The organism is Streptomyces sp. NPDC096176, assembly GCF_044763255.1.
Taxonomy (GTDB): domain Bacteria; phylum Actinomycetota; class Actinomycetes; order Streptomycetales; family Streptomycetaceae; genus Streptomyces.
Genome location: NZ_JBIWFV010000001.1, coordinates 285,941 through 304,584, shown reverse-complemented (window position 1 = coordinate 304,584; position 18,644 = coordinate 285,941). Strand labels below are relative to the sequence as shown.

General features: G+C 72.7%; 13 protein-coding genes and 1 pseudogene. 4 read left to right on the top strand and 10 right to left on the bottom strand.

Annotated features, from left to right (window positions below):
- Positions 1–228 precede the first annotated feature (228 nt).
- Positions 229–1,914 (bottom strand): DUF6350 family protein, encoded by a 1,686-nt coding sequence (locus tag ACIQ7Q_RS01525; protein WP_403855088.1) that lies wholly within the window; start codon positions 1,912–1,914, stop codon positions 229–231.
- Positions 1,915–2,030: 116 nt separating this feature from the next.
- Between ACIQ7Q_RS01525 and ACIQ7Q_RS01520 the strand changes: the two genes are divergently transcribed.
- Positions 2,031–3,155, top strand: coding sequence for a sigma factor-like helix-turn-helix DNA-binding protein (locus ACIQ7Q_RS01520; RefSeq protein WP_403855086.1), 1,125 nt, complete (start codon positions 2,031–2,033; stop codon positions 3,153–3,155).
- A gap of 116 nt (positions 3,156–3,271) precedes the next feature.
- Here the strand turns inward: ACIQ7Q_RS01520 and sucD are convergent, their stop codons facing one another.
- From sucD to ACIQ7Q_RS01480, 8 genes and pseudogenes are all read right to left on the bottom strand, one after another.
- Positions 3,272–4,156, bottom strand: a complete 885-nt coding sequence (gene sucD / locus ACIQ7Q_RS01515; protein ID WP_403855084.1) for a succinate--CoA ligase subunit alpha — start codon at positions 4,154–4,156, stop codon at positions 3,272–3,274.
- 21 nt (positions 4,157–4,177) lie between these two features.
- Positions 4,178–5,359: an ADP-forming succinate--CoA ligase subunit beta gene (sucC, locus tag ACIQ7Q_RS01510; RefSeq protein ID WP_403855082.1), complete on the bottom strand. Its 1,182-nt coding sequence runs from the start codon at positions 5,357–5,359 to the stop codon at positions 4,178–4,180.
- A 339-nt stretch (positions 5,360–5,698) separates the two neighbouring features.
- Positions 5,699–6,895 (bottom strand): hypothetical protein, encoded by a 1,197-nt coding sequence (locus ACIQ7Q_RS01505; protein WP_403855080.1) that lies wholly within the window; start codon positions 6,893–6,895, stop codon positions 5,699–5,701.
- Positions 6,896–7,009: 114 nt separating this feature from the next.
- A complete protein-coding gene (locus tag ACIQ7Q_RS01500) occupies positions 7,010–8,035 on the bottom strand; it encodes a hypothetical protein (RefSeq protein ID WP_403855078.1) in 1,026 nt (341 codons plus the stop codon).
- Between the two features lie 165 nt (positions 8,036–8,200).
- Positions 8,201–9,367, bottom strand: a pseudogene (locus ACIQ7Q_RS01495) (VWA domain-containing protein); the annotation flags it as partial.
- Complete coding sequence (locus tag ACIQ7Q_RS01490) at positions 9,364–11,790, bottom strand: DUF5682 family protein (protein WP_403855076.1); 2,427 nt, start codon at positions 11,788–11,790, stop codon at positions 9,364–9,366. The pseudogene ACIQ7Q_RS01495 and the gene ACIQ7Q_RS01490, both read right to left, overlap by 4 nt.
- On the bottom strand, positions 11,787–12,899 hold the full coding sequence (locus ACIQ7Q_RS01485; protein WP_403855074.1) for an AAA family ATPase: 1,113 nt from the start codon (positions 12,897–12,899) through the stop codon (positions 11,787–11,789). The genes ACIQ7Q_RS01490 and ACIQ7Q_RS01485 overlap by 4 nt, the downstream gene beginning before the upstream one ends.
- Before the next feature lie 122 nt (positions 12,900–13,021).
- Positions 13,022–13,444 (bottom strand): MmpS family transport accessory protein, encoded by a 423-nt coding sequence (locus tag ACIQ7Q_RS01480; RefSeq protein ID WP_403855072.1) that lies wholly within the window; start codon positions 13,442–13,444, stop codon positions 13,022–13,024.
- A 130-nt stretch (positions 13,445–13,574) separates the two neighbouring features.
- Here ACIQ7Q_RS01480 and ACIQ7Q_RS01475 point away from each other — a divergent pair, with 130 nt between their 5' ends.
- Both ACIQ7Q_RS01475 and ACIQ7Q_RS01470 read left to right on the top strand, forming a co-directional pair.
- Positions 13,575–14,951: an SWIM zinc finger family protein gene (locus tag ACIQ7Q_RS01475; protein ID WP_403855070.1), complete on the top strand. Its 1,377-nt coding sequence runs from the start codon at positions 13,575–13,577 to the stop codon at positions 14,949–14,951.
- A gap of 16 nt (positions 14,952–14,967) precedes the next feature.
- The gene (locus ACIQ7Q_RS01470; protein WP_403855068.1) at positions 14,968–16,674 is read left to right on the top strand and encodes a DUF5691 domain-containing protein; all 1,707 of its coding nucleotides are present in this window, start codon (positions 14,968–14,970) and stop codon (positions 16,672–16,674) included.
- Between the two features lie 147 nt (positions 16,675–16,821).
- Here ACIQ7Q_RS01470 and ACIQ7Q_RS01465 read toward each other — a convergent pair whose 3' ends face one another.
- Positions 16,822–17,235 carry a cobalamin B12-binding domain-containing protein gene (locus tag ACIQ7Q_RS01465; protein WP_403855066.1) on the bottom strand — a complete coding sequence of 138 codons (414 nt, stop codon included), beginning with the start codon at positions 17,233–17,235 and terminating at the stop codon, positions 16,822–16,824.
- A gap of 365 nt (positions 17,236–17,600) precedes the next feature.
- Between ACIQ7Q_RS01465 and ACIQ7Q_RS01460 the strand changes: the two genes are divergently transcribed.
- Positions 17,601–18,422, top strand: a complete 822-nt coding sequence (locus tag ACIQ7Q_RS01460) for an esterase/lipase family protein (protein ID WP_403855064.1) — start codon at positions 17,601–17,603, stop codon at positions 18,420–18,422.
- The last annotated feature ends 222 nt before the right edge of the window (positions 18,423–18,644 follow it).

The window sequence follows — 18,644 nt, the reverse complement described above, 5'->3', positions numbered from 1 at the left end:
CGGTCCGTCGCGGCGTCACGTGGTTCCGGGGCTGCCCCCGGCGGCGTCAGGACTTCGCATCCGCCGGGGGCGCCTCGGGCGCCGGGGGCACGTCCGGGTCTGCGGGTGCGTCCGGAGGTGCGGATGCGGCCGGAGGTGCGGATGCGGCCGGAGGCGCGGCCGTGGGGGCGTCCCGGGAAGCGGGGACGGGCCCGTCCGGCCATGCGGGGGCGTTCGCGCGTGCGGACGTCAGGGAGGGGCGGGTACGTCGGCGGGCGACGGCTCGTCCGGTTTCTCAGCGGCCCCTTCCGGCGCGGGCACGTCCGACGCGGCCCCTTCCGGCGCGGGCGCGTCCGGCTGCGCCGGGGCGTCCTCCGGCGTCGGCACCGGCGTCGGCGGCAGGTCCGTCCCGAGGACCACCGAGGGCTCCTTCGGCGAGGACTCCTTCGGTGCGGGCTCCTTCAGCGCTGCCCAGCGGGTCTCGCCGGGCCCGGGTTCGGGCCAGGTGTCCAACGGCCGGAAGTCGTACGGTTCGAACTCGTCCTCCGCGTCGAGGTCCTGGCCCGTCGGCTGCCCGGACTCGTCCACGGTCACTGCCGCAGCCGCCCCGGCCCCCTCCCCCGCCGTGCGGTCGCGCCGCAGCAGTCCGCGCCACCACCCCTGGCCCGACCTCAGCCGCCAAGCCCGCAAGACCAAGGCCAGCGGAACCCCCAGAACGGCCGTCCAGACCAGTGCCGCCGGGCCCGCGAGCCACCACACCGGCCCGAATTCGGCGAGGCGCCCGGTGCCCAGCGGCCCCCCGGAAGCCGCGGCCAGCACGGCCACGACCATCCCGCAGCCGACCGAGCCGAGCAGCGCGGCGAGCGCGGTCCCGCCGGGGCGCCAAGCCGTCTCGCGCTCCCCGTACCGCGGTGCCGCCGTCCCCACCGTGAACCACGCGATCACCGCGGCCGCGGCGACCGGGACCGCCATCGCCGCCCAGTGCAGTGGCGTGCCCGGCCCCTGCGCCGGCACCGCTGCCAGCAGGGGGAAATCGGGCAGCGCGGGCGACCCGGCCAGAGCGAGCGGCGTGGCCGTCGCGCCCGTACCGACGGCGAAGCCGGGGCCGAGCCCGTAAGTCGCGCCCCACACCGCGGCGTTCGGCACGAGAGCCAGCGTCAGCAGCACGAGCGCCGCCTGTCCCGACCACTCCCCCGAGAGCCCCAGGAACGACTCCTGGACCGCCTTCCCGTGCCAGACCGAGGAGACGATCACGAGTACCGCACCGCCGGCGAGCAGCGCCAGCGCCCCGGCGGCGGCGGACCGGAGGGCGACGTGCGCCCGTGTGCGGGCGAGGGCGACCCGCAGCCACTGCGGCACCCACTCGGGGAGCGGGCCGAGCGGCCGGCCGCTCGCGGTCCAGGACCCGAACCCCGCCGCCACGAGCGTCACCAGCGGCAGATGAAGCAGGGCGCTCAGCGGATCCGCGGCGAAGGACCCACCGGCGGCATAGAGCACGACGGGCGCGCCAACCATCACGTAGCCGCTGGTCACCATGGTGGGCGCGCCCCACGCCGAGGGCCTCGGCCTGCCCTCGTCGGGTTCCAGGGCGTCGCGGGCCGCCCGGTGCGCGAGCCACGCGGGCAGGGCGACGAAGAGCAGCGGCACGACCCCCATCGGCGCGGGAACGCCGGACAGCGTGTCCGCCCGTACGAGTTCCGTGCCGTGTGCGAGCAGCCACAGCGCCGCCGCCACGTGCAGCGCGTCGGCGGGGCCGCTGTCCGGGAAGGGTGAGCTGATCCACATCACCATGACGAACACGCTGATCAGGCCGAGCCCGAGCCCTGCCGCCGTCGCGCCGCGCACGAAGGACGCGACCAGCGCGACCGACGTGCCGCCCTGCACGGCGACCTCGGCTTTCGGCATCGGGGGGCTCTGTTCGGTCACTTGGGTCACGCGGCCATGCTGCCAACGACACGCGCTTTATCCACGTAACGGGGCAATGGCCGATGTGTCGCACAAGATACGTTTATGTGTTTTTTCGCCCATTGCAGTGCCGCATGGAGCCCTTCATGAGAGAAAGCACCACACGCTCCACGTCCGGCGCCCCCCTGCCGCCCCCCGCGGAACGGCGCAGGCTCCGGGAGGCCCTGTCCCTGACCGAGGCCGAGGTCGCGACGACGATCGGGGTCACCCGTGCGACGCTCCGGTCCTGGGAGACGGGCCGCGCGAACCCCAGAGGACGCAAGCGCGAGGCGTACGCACGGCTGCTCGCCTCGCTCGACGCCCAGCGCCCGGAACCCGCGCCGCCCCTGGTGCCGCGCCCCAAGCCGTCGGCCACCCCGCACGGGGAACCGCCGCCCCGCCCGCCGGCCGCGGCCCCGGCCCCGCCCGTGACGACCGCGGAGGAGGCCTTCGACGAGCTGTACGCGCGCACGGCTCCCGGTCTCGTACGCCAGACATACCTGCTGACCGGCCGCCGCCTGCTCTCCCAGGAGGCGGTGGAGCGCGCCTTCCACATCGCCTGGGAGCGCTGGCCGGAGGTTGCCGTGGACCGGGATCCGGCCGGCTGGGTGCGGGCCGTCGCGTACGACTGCGCCATGTCCCCGTGGATGCGGCTGCGGGCCGTCCACCGGTACCCCGACGAACCGCCCGAAGAGCCGTCCCGGCGCGGCGTGCTCGAGGCGTTGCAGGAACTCCCCCCTGCGTACCGCCGGACGCTGCTGCTCTACGACGGCCTCGGTCTGGACCTGCCCGAGACCGCCGCGGAGACGGAGGCGAGTACCCCGGCCACCGCCAACCGCCTCCTGCACGCGCGCGAGGCCGTGGCCGAGCGGCTCCCCGAACTGGCCGACGCGGGCGTGCTGCAGAACCGGCTGTGGGAGATCACGAGCAACGAACCCGTCCCCGTCATGACACCGGCGCACGCGGTGCGCGACAGCTGCGAGCGCCGGGCCGGGCTGTGGACGAGGTCGGTCGTGACGGCGACCGCACTCATCGTGGCGGCGACCGCGTTCACGCTCGTCACGGCGCCCCGGCAGTACGATCCCCCGATGTCCCCGGCCCAGCGGGTCGAGGACGTGCCGGGACCGCAGCACGGCCCACCGGTGCTCACGCCCAAGGTCAAGCAGCTGCAGGACAAGCTGCGTGCGAAGACGGCCGGCAGGCCCGAGCATCTCGTACCGCTGCTGCGTTGAGCGCGGTGATCCGCCGCGCGCGGATACGCGTGTGGGCCCGCCCCGGTCACCCGGGAGCGGGCCCACACGCGTACTGCGTCCCTCACGCGTACCGCGCGAGGAACGGTCGGCGAGGATCAGCCGGCGAGAATGGCTCGCGCCAGCTTGGCCGTCTCGGTCGGCGTCTTGCCGACCTTGACGCCTGCGGCCTCGAGGGCCTCCTTCTTCGCCTGGGCGGTGCCGGAGGAGCCGGAGACGATGGCGCCGGCGTGGCCCATGGTCTTGCCCTCGGGCGCGGTGAAGCCCGCGACGTAGCCGACGACCGGCTTGGTGACGTTGGCCTTGATGAAGTCGGCCGCCCGCTCCTCGGCGTCGCCGCCGATCTCGCCGATCATGACGATCAGATCGGTGTCGGGGTCCGCCTCGAACGCCGCGAGGGCGTCGATGTGCGTCGTGCCGATGACCGGGTCGCCACCGATGCCGACGGCGGAGGAGAAGCCGATGTCACGAAGCTCGTACATCATCTGGTAGGTCAGCGTGCCGGACTTCGACACGAGACCGATGCGGCCGGGCTTGGTGATGTCGCCCGGGATGATGCCGGCGTTGGACTGGCCCGGCGTGATGAGGCCGGGGCAGTTCGGGCCGATGATCCGGGTCTTGTTGCCCTTGGACGTGGCGTACGCCCAGAAGGCGGCGGAGTCGTGGACGGCGATGCCCTCGGTGATCACGACGGCGAGCGGGATCTCGGCGTCGATGGCCTCGACCACGGCGGCCTTGGCGAAGGCCGGCGGCACGAAGAGGACGGAGACGTTGGCGCCCGTCTTCTCCATCGCCTCGGCGACGGTGCCGAAGACCGGGACCTCGGTGCCGTCGAAGTCGACGGACGTGCCGGCCTTGCGCGGGTTCACGCCGCCGACGATGTTGGTGCCGTCGCCCAGCATGAGCTTGGTGTGCTTCATGCCCGTGGCACCGGTCATGCCCTGGACGATGACCTTGCTGTCCTTGTTCAGGAAGATAGCCATGGTTCTACGATCCCTCTTCCCTTACTTCGCAGCAGCGGCGAGCTCGGCGGCCTTGTCGGCCGCTCCGTCCATGGTGTCCACACGCTGCACCAGCGGGTGGTTGGCGTCGGAGAGAATCTTGCGACCCAGCTCCGCGTTGTTGCCGTCGAGGCGGACGACCAGCGGCTTGGTGACCTCTTCGCCCTTCTCGGCGAGCAGGGCCAGGGCCTGGACGATGCCGTTGGCGACCTCGTCGCAGGCGGTGATGCCGCCGAAGACGTTGACGAAGACGGACTTGACGTCCTCGTCACCGAGGATGATCTCGAGGCCGTTCGCCATCACCTGGGCGGACGCGCCGCCACCGATGTCGAGGAAGTTGGCGGGCTTCACGCCGCCGTGCGCCTCACCGGCGTAGGCGACGACGTCGAGGGTCGACATGACCAGACCCGCGCCGTTGCCGATGATGCCGACCTCGCCGTCGAGCTTGACGTAGTTGAGGTTCTTGGCCTTGGCGGCAGCCTCGAGCGGGTTGGCTGCGGCCTTGTCCTCGAGGGCCTCGTGCTCCGGCTGACGGAAGTCGGCGTTCTCGTCGAGAGACACCTTGCCGTCGAGCGCGATGACACGCCCGTCGGCGACCTTGGCCAGCGGGTTGACCTCGACGAGGAGCGCATCCTCGGCGATGAAGGTCTTCCACAGGGTCACCAGGATGTCGGCGACCTGGTCGGCGACCTCCGCCGGGAACTTCGCCTGGGCGACGATCTCGGCGGCCTTCTCCTTGGTGACACCCTCGTTGGCGTCGACCGGGACCTTCGCGAGGGCCTCGGGCTTGGTGGCCGCGACCTCCTCGATGTCCATGCCGCCCTCGACCGAGGCCATGGCCAGGAAGGTGCGGTTGGTGCGGTCGAGGAGGTACGAGACGTAGTACTCCTCGGCGATCTCCGGAGCGGTCTCCGCGATCATCACCTTGTTGACCGTGTGGCCCTTGATGTCCATCCCGAGGATGTCCGTCGCGCGGGCGACGGCCTCGTCCGGAGTGGCGGCCAGCTTCACGCCGCCGGCCTTGCCGCGGCCGCCGACCTTCACCTGCGCCTTGACGACCGACTTGCCGCCCAGCCGCTCGGTGGCTTCGCGCGCCGCCTCAGGCGTGTCGATGACTTCACCGGCCAGCACCGGTACACCGTGCTTGGCGAAGAGATCCCTCGCCTGGTACTCGAACAGGTCCACGCGCGTCCGTCCCTTTTCTGATGATCGCGGTTCGTTGTCTGCGTGGGCGTGCCGCGAAGGGCAACGTGACTGCTCTTGTCACTAGGGAGGCACACACGGTGTCCGTGGGCGCGGCATGTCCGCCTGGCAGGTTATCCCCGCCGGACGTGCGCCCCTAAATCGCAGATCACACCTGAGCGGTGATTACGGTCACAGAGCGGGTGCGGTGGGTAGGGGCGCAGGGACGGGCGGGGCGCCCCGGCCCCGTTGGGCGAGACGCCCCACGGGGTCGACGGGACGCCCCTTCTTGGTGCTCGATGCCTGGTCAGCCGCCCTGGCGGCGCCTGACCGGGCCGCTGCTCAGATGCCGTACGGGAGGTAGCTCGGCGTCACGTCGGAGACGACGCCACGCGCACCGGCGACGGCGTTGCCGGCGAGCGGAACGGTGTCACCCGTGACGTTCGTCGCAATACCCTCCGCGAAAGGCCGGACCTCGGACACCACACCGGCGGCGAACGGGTCCACCTCGGACACCACACCGGCGGCGAACGGGTCGACCTCGGACACCACGCCGGCGGCGAACGGGTCGACCTGGCCGGTCACGCCGTAGGCCAGGCCGGTCGCGGCCGAACCGACACCCTGGGCGACCGGCCGGACGTGCGCGACCACGGTGTCGACCACGGGCTGCACCTCGGCGGCCACACCGGCCGCGAACGGGTGGACCTCGCCGACGACACCGCCCGCGAACGGCTGCACCTCGGAGACCACACCACCGGCGAGCGGCTGCACCTGGCCCACCACGTCGCCGGCGAACGGCTGGACCTCGCCGACGACACCGCCCGCGAACGGCTGCACCTGACCGATGACCCCGCCGGCGAACGGCTGCGCCTCGGAGACGACGCCCTGCACGAGAGCACCGGCGTCACCGACGGCCTGAGTCGCGACCGGCTGAACGCCGGCGACGGCGGTGCCGACGACGGGCGGCAGGACGGCCGCGGAGGTCTCGTCCACGATCGGACCGGAAGCGGCGACCGCGGAGTGCGCGCCGGCCTCGACCTGCTCCGGGGCCTGGTGCAGCTCGTGGGCGAAGGCGGACAACGGACCGAAGAGGTAGTCGATGTCGGCGTCGACCGCCGGGGTCTCGACCGCCGGGGCCTGCACGCGCGGCAGCCCGGCCTCGGGGACGGACGGCGCCTCGTACGAGGGGAGCGCGCCCTCGACGTACTGACGGGCCTGGTCCTTGACGTACTGACCGGCCTGGTCCTTGACGTACTCACCGGCCTGCTCCTTGGCCTCGGACGTCACGTCGGACACGGCGTCCCGAGCGCCACCGTAGGGCAGCCGGTTCGCCGGCTCGGCGTCGGCGACGGCCTTGTCGGCGACCGTGTCGGCGTCGGCGAGCGTCTCGACGGCGTCGGACGCCTCTGCCGCCTGGTCCGGCGTGGACAGCGGCAGGGAGGCGGGCAGCTCGTCGGCGGAGGCCGCTGCGGTACCGAGGGCCCACATACCGGTGGCCGTGGCGGCGACGGCTATGGAACGACGGATGTTCTTGTGCATGCTTGGTGGTTCCTTCGAATTCGTTCGGCGGTCCGGAGGGGGTGAGGGCTCCGGAGTGGCGGGCAGACCTGCCCACCCCCGCGTGGCAGGTCCTGAGGCGGGGGGAGGCCTGCCCTAGCCGGGGAATTCGAGAACGTCGCGCGGCCTGTCGCGCGTCGGCGGCTCCGCCGCCGGGCACACGGGACCGGACGCGAAGGCGTCGGGCGATCCGTGTGCGGGCGTCGCCGCCTGCTGGTCGCCCGCACGAGGCGAGTGGGTCTCGCCCGAGTGCGGTACGACGCCGTGAAGGGAGCGGCACGGGTCGAACGGCCCCGGAGCGGGAGCGCGCGCCGGTGCCTGTACGGACTCGAGCCGAGAACCACCGACTCGGGCGTCCTGCTCGCCGTCAGGGTGAGCGCCAGGCCGACCGGCGACGGCACCGGACTGGTCCGGTGCCGCCCGGCCCGTACCGCCGACAACGGATCCAGGGCCGGCGGGTACGGCGCCGTACACGGCGTCCTGCGACGCGGGCTGCGTCACCGTCAGCCCGTCCGGAACGGCGCCGATGCCACCGGTGCCCGGCAGATCTCCCTGTGGAAGCGGGCCGGTGAGGACGCCCAGCAGGGAACCGACGAGCCGCATCGCGCTGTCGGTGACCGGAAGGCTCATCTCGCGGAGCGAGTCCCCGGCCGGTACGGCACGCGCGGCACCGGTCGCCTCGACGAGCCGTACGGAACCGGCGGCGGCGCGCCGCACTTCGCGGACGACCGGCTGCTCGGCGAACTCCTTGGCGGCCGCATCCCACCGATCGGCGGGAGAAGCGGGCGCGGTGGGAGAAGCAGGGTCCGCGGACGAACCTGCCGCCGTGCCCGTCGTGTCCGTCGCGCCCGTCGTGCCGGTCGCGCCCGCCTTGGCACCGGCGGCGACGGTGCTCCGCCCGGTCGTCGGTGACGCGTGGGCGACGCTCTGGGACGGGACTGCGGCACGGACGTTCGTGGTCGCGTCGGCCGGCGATTCGGCCGCATGCGCCGGGGCACCGAGGAGAAGACCGAGCGCCAGCAATCCCCCGACGAAGAGCAGCACGTGCAGCACCCGTGGCCCGGGCGCCGTCCGGCGCAGCGCGCTCAGGACGGCAGCGGGGCGAAGCGCTGCGGCAGCCACAGTGGAGGAGCTCTCTTTCGGTCGGGGCGGGACGATGCTCGCACGAGCCTCCCGGGGCGACGCAAATCCACTGTTACCGATGAGTCACCTTGTCATGGCCTGTGACTGATGGGCCGCCATATCCGGTATGACCATGTCCGGTGCGGTGATGTCCGGTGTGGTCGTGTCCGGTATCGGCAGAGGCCGCTTCTCGATGGCCGCCGCCATGACATCGGGGAAGAGGTCCGGCGTACAGGCGAACGCCGGTGCTCCGAGGGCCGCGAGGGCTGCCGCGTGCTCACGGTCGTATGCCGGGGCACCCTCGTCGGACAGTGCGAGCAGAGTGACGAACTGCACGCCGGACGCCTTCATCGCCGCGACCCGCTTGAGCATCTCGTCGCGAATGCCGCCCTCGTACAGATCGCTGATCAGCACGACAACGGTGTCCGCGGGCCGGCTGATCTGCGACTGGCAGTACGCGAGCGCCCTGTTGATGTCGGTCCCGCCGCCGAGCTGGGTGCCGAAGAGGACGTCCACGGGGTCGTCGAGCTGGTCGGTCAGGTCGACGACCGCCGTGTCGAAGACGACGAGCCGGGTGGCGATGGAGCGCATCGAGGCGAGGACAGCGCCGAACACCGACGCGTAGACGACGGAGGCGGCCATCGAGCCCGACTGGTCGATGCAGAGCACAACCTCCTTCTTCACCGCCTGCGACGCCCGCCCGTATCCGACGAGCCGCTCCGGGACGACGGTGAAGACGCCGTCCTTGCCGGGAACGGGCAGGTAGTTCTTGAGGTTCGCCCGGATCGTGCGGTCCCAGTTGATGTCCCGGTGGCGGGGCCTGCTGATCCTCGCCGAGCGGTCGAGCGCCCCGGTCAGCGTGGAGCGAGTGCGGGTGGCGAGCCTCTTCTCCAGGTCGTCGACCACCTTGCGCACGACGGCACGCGCCGTCTCCTTCGTCGTCTCCGGCATGGCCTTGTTGAGCGAGAGCAAGGTGCCCACGAGGTGGACGTCCGCCTCCACGGCCTCCAGCATCTCGGGCTCCAGCAGCAGCGCGGAGAGCCCGAGCCGCTCCATCGCGTCGCGCTGCATGACCTGCACGACGGAACTGGGGAAGTACGTGCGGATGTCACCCAGCCAGCGGGCGACGGACGGGGCGGACGCACCGAGCCCCGCCGACCTGCCGCCACCGCGGTTTCCCGCGCCGGAGCGGGAGCCGTAGAGCGAGGTGAGCGCACCGTCCATCGCCGCGTCCGCACCGGAGAGCGCGCAGTCGGTGCCGTCGGCACCCGACTCGCCGCCCAGCACCAGCCGCCACCTCCGCAGCCTCTCGTCACTACCGCCCTGCGTCATCGGGCCACCCCCGTCAGGTCGTTGTCGTCGATACCGAGCAGCAGCCGCAGCACGGGAAGGACCGCATCGGCGCGCGCGGTGTCGAGATCCGGCCCGAAGCCGGGCACCGCGGTGTCGGCCGGGGCCGCTCCACCACCCGCACCGGGGCCGCGGCGGACGAGTTCGCCCAGCGTGCGGCGGACACCGGGCTCGTAGGCCGAGAACGTACGGCGCAGCAGTGGCAGCACGTCCGTGAACGCCCCCGCCGGCACACCGGTCAGCCAGGAGTCGACCAGGCCCAGCAGGCGCTCGTCGTGGACCAGCAGCAGTCCACCGCCGGACGCACCGCCGACGAAACCCTCGATCCAGGCGGCCGCGTCCGACGGCTCCGCCCCCGGGGAAAGGGCGAGCGCCATCAGCCGCGCGGCCTCTTCCTCCCCGAGCCATCCTTCGTCCAGCAGCAACCGTGCCGCCCGGCCGCGGATCACACCCGGAACGGAGTCGCGGCCGGCGAGCTTGTGCAGGACGGATCTCCAGCGCTCGGCCACGCCTTCGGGATCCGGCAGCAGCCCAACGGCGCTGTGCACGCCGTCGAGATGACCGCGCATCTCCGCCGCGCCGTCCGCGTCGAGTCCGACGCAGGCGGGTGGCAGGCCGACGCAGATCCGCTCGGCGAGCCCGACGGCGACCTCGGCGAGCGCGGCCGTGTCCGTGGCCCGTACGTCGCCGTACCGCAGCGAACGGGCGAGCGCCGGGAAGGCCTGGGCCAGGTGGCTCACATCGGCGTCGAGGGCGGCACGGTCGGCGAGGGCTCTCATGACGACCGGGAGCGCCTCGGGCAGTTCGGCCAGGAGGCACTGCTCGGCCAGCCCGGTCACCTGCCCCAGCGCCGTCGCGGAGACGGCCTGCGACTGCGCCTTCGCGGTGGCGGCCGAGATCACCGTGGTCCCCCAGACACCGGCCTCCGCGACCTTCACGAACAATTCGGGCTCCCAGCGCAGCCGCCAGCTCTCGCGGAACGTGCCGGTGCTCCCCCGCCCGCCGACGGGCTCGCCCCAGCCGACGGCGAGCAGCCGCAGCCGGTGCAGCAGTCTGCTCTTGGCGGCGTCGGTCTCCTTGCGCAGATCGAGCTCCAGCTCGCGCTCGAGGGCCTCCGGCTTGAGCCGCAGGCTGCGCTGCTGCCGGGTCAGGTCCCGCTGGAGCGGCACCGCGGGCGCCGCGTCGGGCACCTCGCCGAGGACATCCCCGATGACGAGCCGGTCCCGCACCAGGCCGAGCGGCACGTCGGAGCCGTCGCACATCACGGCGCGAATGGCGTCGACGGTCTCGGTCAGCCCGGCCAGCGGCCGTCCGCGCATGGCCGCCAGCGTCTCGGCGAGCCGGACCGCTTCGATGACATGGGCGGACGACACCATCCGGTCCTCGTCCCGGAACAGGCCCGCGACCTTGGTCATCCAGCGCTCGACGGGCCGTTCGGGCGCGCCGAAGAGATGCGCGTACCAGCCTGGCGAGTCGATGCCGGCGCCGTACCCGGAACGGCGGGCCAGCCGTCGGTGGGTCCAGGGCACCCAGGTCATCTCCGTCTTGACTCTCGGCAGTCCCTTCAGGAGCGCCTTGTCCGCGGCGACGGTCGTCCTCGCCTCGAGCGCCGGGACGTGCCACGCACCGCAGACGACGGCGACGCCGTCGCCGAACTCCTTCACGGCGGCGCGCAGTCGGAGCCGCATGTGCGCCTCGCGGACGAGGTCCCGGTCGTGCCCGCCGTGTCCGTACGTCTCCCGGAGTGCGGCCATGGCCTCCCCCAGCGCGAGGAACGGGGCGAACGGATCGGGATCGCCCGCCACCTCGGCGCCGGGGTCGCCCGGCCGGGCCGGACCGCTCCTGGCGGCCGTCGGGCGGCCCGGGACCGCCGACGACGAGCCGTCGGAGGACACCCCGCTCAGGGTCCGCGGCGATGCCGCCGTGCTCGGTGCGGGGTTGCTGCCGCGCAGTTCGACGACGTCCTCCCACCACCGCTCAGGGTCGTCGTATCCGGCGGTCTGCGCGAGCACGCCGATGGGATCGACCCGCACGTCGCGCGCCTCGTCGTCGGCGCCCTCCGGCTCGGGGTCCGTCTCCTCGGTGAGCGCCAGGGAATGAGCCGCGGGAAGGTCGATGAAGCGCACCGCGGCGCCATGGTCCAGCGCCCAGCGGATGGCGACCCACTCGGGGGAGAACTCGGCCAGCGGCCAGAACGCCGCCCTGCCCGGGTCGTCCACCGCATGGGCGAGGAGCGCGACCGGCGGGCGCATCTGCGCGTCGGCGGCCAGCGTCAGCAGGGCGTCGCCCTCCGGCGGCCCCTCGATCAGTACGGCCGCGGGCCGGGCCGCCTCCAGCGCTGCCCGCACCGCCCGTGCCGAGCCCGGCCCGTGGTGGCGGACACCGAGCAGGAGCGGGCTCGTCATGCGCTCACCTCACGGCAGGCGCGGTAGAAGTCCTTCCAGCCCTCCCGCTCACGCACGACCGTCTCCAGGTACTCCTGCCAGACGACGCGGTCCGCCGCCGGATCGCGCACGACCGCGCCGAGAATGCCCGCCGCCACGTCCGCCGGCCGCAGAACGCCGTCACCGAAGTGCGCGGCGAGCGCCAGCCCGTTGGTCACGACGGAGATCGCCTCCGCCGTCGACAGCGTCCCGGACGGCGACTTGATCTTCGTACGGCCGTCGGTGGACACCCCGTCCCGCAGCTCGCGGAAGACCGTGACGACCCGGCGGATCTCCTGCAGGCCCTCCGGCACGGCCGGGAGGTCGAGCGAGCGCCCGAGCTGGTCGACGCGCCGCGACACGATGTCGACCTCTGCCTCCGGCGTCGCCGGCAGCGGCAGCACCACAGTGTTGAAGCGCCGACGCAGCGCGCTGGACAGGTCGTTGACCCCGCGGTCGCGGTCGTTGGCGGTGGCGATGAGGTTGAAGCCGCGGACTGCCTGCACCTCCTGCCCCAACTCCGGTATCGGCAGGGTCTTCTCGGACAGGATCGTGATGAGGGTGTCCTGCACGTCGGCCGGGATGCGGGTCAGCTCCTCGACGCGTGCCGTCATGCCGTCGGACATGGCACGCATGACCGGGCTGGGCACCAGAGCGTCCCTGCTGGGGCCGTGCGCGAGCAGCTGGGCGTAGTTCCAGCCGTAGCGGACGGCCTCCTCCGGCGTGCCGGCGGTGCCTTGCACGAGGAGGGTGGAGTCGCCGCTGACGGCCGCGGCCAGATGCTCGGAGACCCAGGTCTTCGCGGTGCCCGGGACGCCCAGGAGCAGCAGCGCACGGTCGGTGGCGAGCGTGGTGACGGCGACCTCGACGATGCGGCGCGGCCCTACGTACTTCGGCGAGATGACCGTCCCGTCGGAGAGCGTGCCGCCGAGCAGGTAGGTGGCGACAGCCCAGGGAGACATCCGCCAGTTGACGGGCCGCGGCCGGTCGTCGACCGCGGCGAGCGCCGCGAGTTCGTCCGCGAACGCGTCCTCCGCGTGCGGTCGCAGGACTTCGGCTTCTGTGGTCGCGCCGGTTGCGGACACGGTCATGGATCCCCCTCCAGATCGTTCGACCCGATGTGGGATCCACCGTGCACCATGCCACTGACAATCGATCGTGGCGGCGACATGACCGCAGGTCAGAAGCCGAAAGTCGCAGCCGGGAAGGCGAGTCAGCCGCCGATCGGCGACTCGGCGATGCAGCCGCCGGCGGTCACGAGACCTTCGGCCTTCTCCTCCTTGAGCACCTTGCCCTCGTGCGTGATCTTGCAGCTGACGTCGGCCCCCGTGAGGTCCGCGGCGATCGGCATCACCGCCGCGGGCATGATGCCGCGCAGCGTGACCGTCTTCTTCCACGGCAGGGTGGGCTTGTCGACCGTCTCGATCTTCGGGTTCATCGCCTCGCCGCCACCGGCGTGGAACTGGATCGAGTCGACGTTCTTGCCGGTGACCTCGTACGTCACCTCGTACGTCTCGTTGACGGCCTTGTCGACCGTGTCGACCGCCTCGGAGCAGGCGGTGAGGCCGAAGGCCAGACCGGCGGCGAGGCCGGTTGCGGCGACGGCGCGTGCTGTCGTGCGGATGGAACGGTTCATGCCGGATCCCCCATGTCCCGGACGTGATGTGAGCCCAATTTAGCAAAGCGAAGGCAAAGCCACACCGTCTCCGACCGTACGAAACCGCTGGTCAGGTGGATTGTCAGTGGGGGCCCGTAGCGTCGTACACATGCTGCGAACAAACGGGGGAGGGCCCCCGCACGCCCCGGAGACGGGAGTGCGCTGGGCGCCGGAGCAGGTGATGTCACTGGCTCCTGACGAGGCATCACGCAAGGCGGGCAACAAACTGGCCGCCGCGGGTCCGTGGTCGGGCGCGGGCTGCGACAGGTCGGGGGCCCTGTGGGGGCTGTGCAAGGGCAGCGGCAGCAAGCCGTACCAGACCGTCGTCGACACCACCGACCCTGCGTACAAGTGCAGTTGCCCGAGCAGGAAGTTTCCGTGCAAGCACGCGCTGGGGCTGCTGCTGCTCTGGGCCGCGGACGAGCAGACCGTCCAGGAATCCGCCGTCCCCGACTGGGCGGAGGAGTGGCTGGCCGCGCGCAAGCGCCGGAAGGACCAGGAGCAGGGCCGTGCCGGCTCCGGGGCCACCGCGAAGAGCGCCGATCCGGAGGCGGCCAGGAGGCGCGCCGAGCGCCGGGCCGAGCGGATCACCGCCGGCGCGACGGAACTGGAGCAGCGGCTGGCAGATCTGCTGCGCGGGGGCCTCGCGTCGGCGGAGCAAGCCGGCTACGGACCGTGGGAGGAGACCGCGGCCCGCATGATCGACGCGCAGGCCCCCGGTCTCGCCGCCCGTGTCCGCGAGTTGGGGGCGATCCCGGGATCCGGCCCCGGCTGGCCGGTCCGGCTGCTGGAGGAGTGCGCCCTGGTCCATCTGCTCGACTCCGCGTGGCTGGGGCGCGAGCGCCTCCCGGAGCCGTTGGCCGCCACCGTCCGCACGAGGGTCGGGCTCACCTCGCCCGCGGAGGGCCCGACCGTCCGGGACCGATGGATGGTCCTCGCCCAGTACGACACCTGTGACGGCAAGCTCACCACGCGCCGCGTCTGGCTGTACGGACGCGAGTCGCAGCGGGCCGCGCTGCTGCTGTCCTTCGGCGCTGCGGGCCGCTCGCCACAACTGGCCCTGCCCGTGGGGACGATGATGGACGCCGAAGTCACCGCGCACCAAGGCGGTCGGCCGAGGGCGGAGCTGGGCGAGCAGTTCACCCCGCCCGTCGCCGTCGACGCCCCGCCGGCGGGCGGCTCGTGCGACTCGGCCGTCGAGGCATACGGGCAGGCGCTGCGCGACGACCCCTGGCTGGAGTCCTGGCCCGTCACGCTCACCCGCGTCATACCCGTACCGGACGCAGACGGATGGCAGCTCGCCGACGCGGACGGCGGCGGCGCGCTGCCCATCGCCGCCCCGGCGCTCGCCCGTCCCGGACTGTGGAAGCTCGTGTCCCTCGCCGGCGGTCTGCCCGTCACCGTTTTCGGCGAGTTCGGTCACCGGGGCTTCACGCCGTTGACGGCCTGGCCCGAGGACATGTCCGAGACGGTCCCGCTGATCTGAACGTCGGGAGACCCCTATGACCAGCACCACCGCAACAACCACAGCCGGCACCACCGCAACAACCACAGCCGGCGCCTCAAGCACCACAACCGGCGCCGCGAGCACCGCCGGTTCGTCACCGTGGGAAGAGCTCGTCACCTCGGCTCTGCTCGGCACCGACCGCCGCACCCCGCCGGCCGGCACCGTGCCCGCCGGCAAGGACGCTCCCCTCGCGCTGCTCGACGCTGCCGCGCTGCACACAGTGCGGCGCAGGGCAGGCCTGCGGCCGGGGCCCGCGGCGGACGGGGGGACGGAGCCGGCGCCGCTCGACCCTCGCCGCGCACTGCCCGCACCCGCCCGGCGACGGCTCGCCCAGCTGCTGGCCGACCGCGCCGGCCCGTCGGGCACCGGAGGCAGACGCGGCACCGCACCGGACCTCACCGAGCTGCTCCCCCAATGGCTCGCCGCCGCCAACGAACACGGCTACCAGACACCGGCCTCCCTGCTTCCCGCGCTGCTGGACGCGGCGCGGGCACGAACCGACCTGCGGCCCCACGCGCTGGCGTTCGCCGGGCCGCGCGGACTGTGGCTCGCACGGCTCAACCCCGAGTGGAAGTTCGCACTGCGCGGCGGATCGGCGGGCTCCGCACTGCCCGACATGGGCGACCCGGAAGCGGTGAGGAGTCTGTGGGACGAGGGCCTGTTCGCGGAGCGGGTCGCGCTGCTCGCCGGCGTGCGGGCGCATGACGCGAACGCCGCGCTGACGCTGCTCGGCACGACATGGGCCACCGAGCGGGCGGAGGACCGGCTGATGTTCCTCGACTCGCTGCGGGCCGGGCTGTCCCCGGCGGACGAGCCGTTCCTGGAACAGGCTCTGGCCGACCGCAGCCGCAATGTCCGGGCCACGGCAGCGGAGCTGCTGTCGGCACTGCCGCAGTCCGCGCTCGCCGGGCGCATGGCGGAGCGCGCCGCGTCCTGCGTCGCCCTGGACCGCAGCGGCGACGCGGGGGCGGTGATCGCCGTGGAAGCGCCCCACGAATGCGACGCGGACATGCAGCGGGACGGCGTCGTCCCGAACCCGCCGTCGGGGCGGGGCGAGCGGGCGTGGTGGCTGGGCCAGCTGGTGGAAGCCGCACCGCTGTCCGTCTGGTCCGGCCGGCTCGGTGGGCGAACGGCCGACGAGATCGTCGCGCTGCCGGTGTCCGACGACTGGGCGGACGAACTGCACGCCGCGTGGTGCCGGGCGGCGGTGCGCCAAAGTGACGCCGAGTGGTCGCGCGCCCTGCTCGGCGCGCCTGCCGCTCCACCGTCGACAGGGCCGGGCACCACATCATTGGCCGAACGGTCGAAGCTCCTCGCGATCCTGCCGGACGACGAACGGGCGGCCTGGGTGGCCGAGTTCATAGCCGCGCACGGCCTGTCGGAGGCGTTCCAGCTGCTCGGCGTGTGCGCGGTCCCGTGGGCCGAGCCGCTCGGCCGGGCCGTGGTCGACGCCCTCGACATCGCCCGGGACGCGGGCAGTTATCCATGGAGCTTCAGCGGCGTGATGGGCCTCACGGAACGCTGTCTGGCTCCTGACGAGGCGGACAGGCTGGAGGTCCTGACGGCGACACCCGACGAACAGGAGAACGCGTCACCGGGCGCGGGCGGCTACTGGTCGGAGGCATTCCAGCGCCTTGTCTCCACACTGCGCCTCCGCGCCACCATCCGCGCCGAACTCACCCCACCCCCCGCCCCCGCCTGACCTGGGGCGTGGGCCTCCGGGGCGCAGCGCCCCTCAGCTGCCACCCCGGTCAGGGAAAGCGGGCCCCGGCCTCGGGGCGCGGCGCCCCCTCGGGTGCCGCCCCGGTCGCGGAAAGCGGGGCCCGGCCCGGGCCCGGGAAACGCGCGCCTACGCCTCCGCCGTCGCGCGGACGTTCGCGTTCACCCAGTCCACGATCGACGCCGTCGTCGCGCCCGGCGTGAAGATCTCCGCCACGCCCTTCTCCTTCAGCGGCGCGATGTCCGCCTCGGGGATGATCCCGCCGCCGAAGACCTTGATGTCCTCCGCCTCGCGCTCCTTCAGGAGCTGGATGACCTTCGCGAAGAGCGTGTTGTGCGCGCCGGAGAGGATCGAGAGGCCGATCGCGTCGGCGTCCTCCTGGATCGCCGTGTCGACGATCTGCTCGGGCGTCTGGTGGAGTCCGGTGTAGATGACCTCCATACCGGCGTCGCGCAGCGCCCGCGCGATCACCTTGGCGCCACGGTCGTGGCCGTCGAGACCCGGCTTGGCCACCACCACGCGGATCGGACCAGTCACACCCATCACTGCCTCCTACGTCCCCGCGGCCCGTACCGGGGCGCGGAGAGTGAACGAACGTTATCTCCAGCATCCCGCAAGCCGCCGTTTCGCGGTGCACCGGGAGGGGGAAATCACACGTGGGACATTTTCGCTGAGCGTCGTACCGGCTTCAGGCATCGCGCACGCCCTCCGCGCGCGCCCCCGGGCACGGTCGCACGGGGAGCCGCCGCAGGTCCACTACAGGTCGTCGTACCACCGTGCCGACAGCCGCACGGCACGGTGGTACGGCACCGACGGCGCGGAGACTGCCGCGCCGGACTCATCACGCGCGCTTCCCATGAGGGCACGCGGGGCAGAGCCGCCCCCGCCGTGCCGTTCGGGAGGTCGTCGTGAAGGCCCTGCCTCTTTCCCTTACCCTTCCGCGCCTGCACTGCCCGCGACTGCCGGCCGCGCTTCTGCGGGCGACCGCCCTGGAGCTGGCGATCCTCGCCGGGCATCTGCTGCTGTATCCGACCGGCCTCACTCCTGAGCGCCGCCGCCGTGTCCACGCCGTACCCAGCCTGCCGAGGGCCCGGGCCGATGTGCCCACCGTCCTGCTGCACGGCTTCGTCGACAACCGCTCCGTGTTCGTCCTGCTCCGCCGCGCTCTCGCCAGGCAGGGCCCGCACCATGTCGAGTGCCTCAACTACTCGCCCCTCACCTGCGACATTCGCGCGGCCGCGGATCTGCTGGGCCGCCATATAGAGGAGATCTGCGAGCGGACCGGCAGGCCCGGGGTCGACATCGTCGGCCACAGCCTCGGCGGCCTCATCGCCCGCTACTACGTACAGCGCCTCGGGGGCGATCGGCGGGTGCGGACCCTGGTCACCCTCGGCACCCCGCACTCGGGCACAACCGTCGCACCGCTCGCGAGCGCGCACCCGATCGTGCGCCAGATGCGCCCGGGCTCGTCGGTGATCGAGGAGCTGCGTCTTCCCGCGCCCGACTGCCGCACCCGGTTCGTCAGCTTCTGGAGCGATCTGGATCGGATCATGGTGCCGGTCGAGACGGCCCGCATCGACCATCCCGACCTTCTTGCACACAATGTGCAAGTGAGCGGAATTGGCCATCTGGCGCTGCCTGTTCATCCCGCGGTCGCCGACGGCGTCCGGCAGGCGCTCGAGTCGGGCGTGTCGGAGGCCGGTCCCACCGGGGCCGCTTCCGTCGCCTGAGGTGACCGAACGGCACCGATTCATCGAACACTTCTCGAACGTAGGGCCAAAGCTCCGACCGCGGACCGCCGAAACGCGACTGAATGCCCGTTTCCTGATTGCGTAGATCCTGCCGAAGATTGTCGCCGCCGCGTACCGCCGGGTACAGTCGCGCCACTGCTTCCCCCTGGGACCCCCCATGCAAACCGGTGGCCCCAGAGACAGGTCCTGCTGCCGAGGCGA

Excerpts from the sequence above, each read along its gene's own strand:
- ACIQ7Q_RS01490 (WP_403855076.1), bottom strand. The coding sequence starts at position 11,790 with ATGACGAGCCCGCTCCTGCTCGGTGTCCGCCACCACGGGCCGGGCTCG.
- ACIQ7Q_RS01480 (WP_403855072.1), bottom strand. The coding sequence starts at position 13,444 with ATGAACCGTTCCATCCGCACGACAGCACGCGCCGTCGCCGCAACCGGC.
- ACIQ7Q_RS01485 (WP_403855074.1), bottom strand. The coding sequence starts at position 12,899 with ATGACCGTGTCCGCAACCGGCGCGACCACAGAAGCCGAAGTCCTGCGA.
- ACIQ7Q_RS01520 (WP_403855086.1), top strand. The coding sequence starts at position 2,031 with ATGAGAGAAAGCACCACACGCTCCACGTCCGGCGCCCCCCTGCCGCCC.
- ACIQ7Q_RS01475 (WP_403855070.1), top strand. The coding sequence starts at position 13,575 with ATGCTGCGAACAAACGGGGGAGGGCCCCCGCACGCCCCGGAGACGGGA.
- ACIQ7Q_RS01505 (WP_403855080.1), bottom strand. The coding sequence starts at position 6,895 with ATGCACAAGAACATCCGTCGTTCCATAGCCGTCGCCGCCACGGCCACC.
- ACIQ7Q_RS01470 (WP_403855068.1), top strand. The coding sequence starts at position 14,968 with ATGACCAGCACCACCGCAACAACCACAGCCGGCACCACCGCAACAACC.
- ACIQ7Q_RS01465 (WP_403855066.1), bottom strand. The coding sequence starts at position 17,235 with ATGGGTGTGACTGGTCCGATCCGCGTGGTGGTGGCCAAGCCGGGTCTC.
- sucD (WP_403855084.1), bottom strand. The coding sequence starts at position 4,156 with ATGGCTATCTTCCTGAACAAGGACAGCAAGGTCATCGTCCAGGGCATG.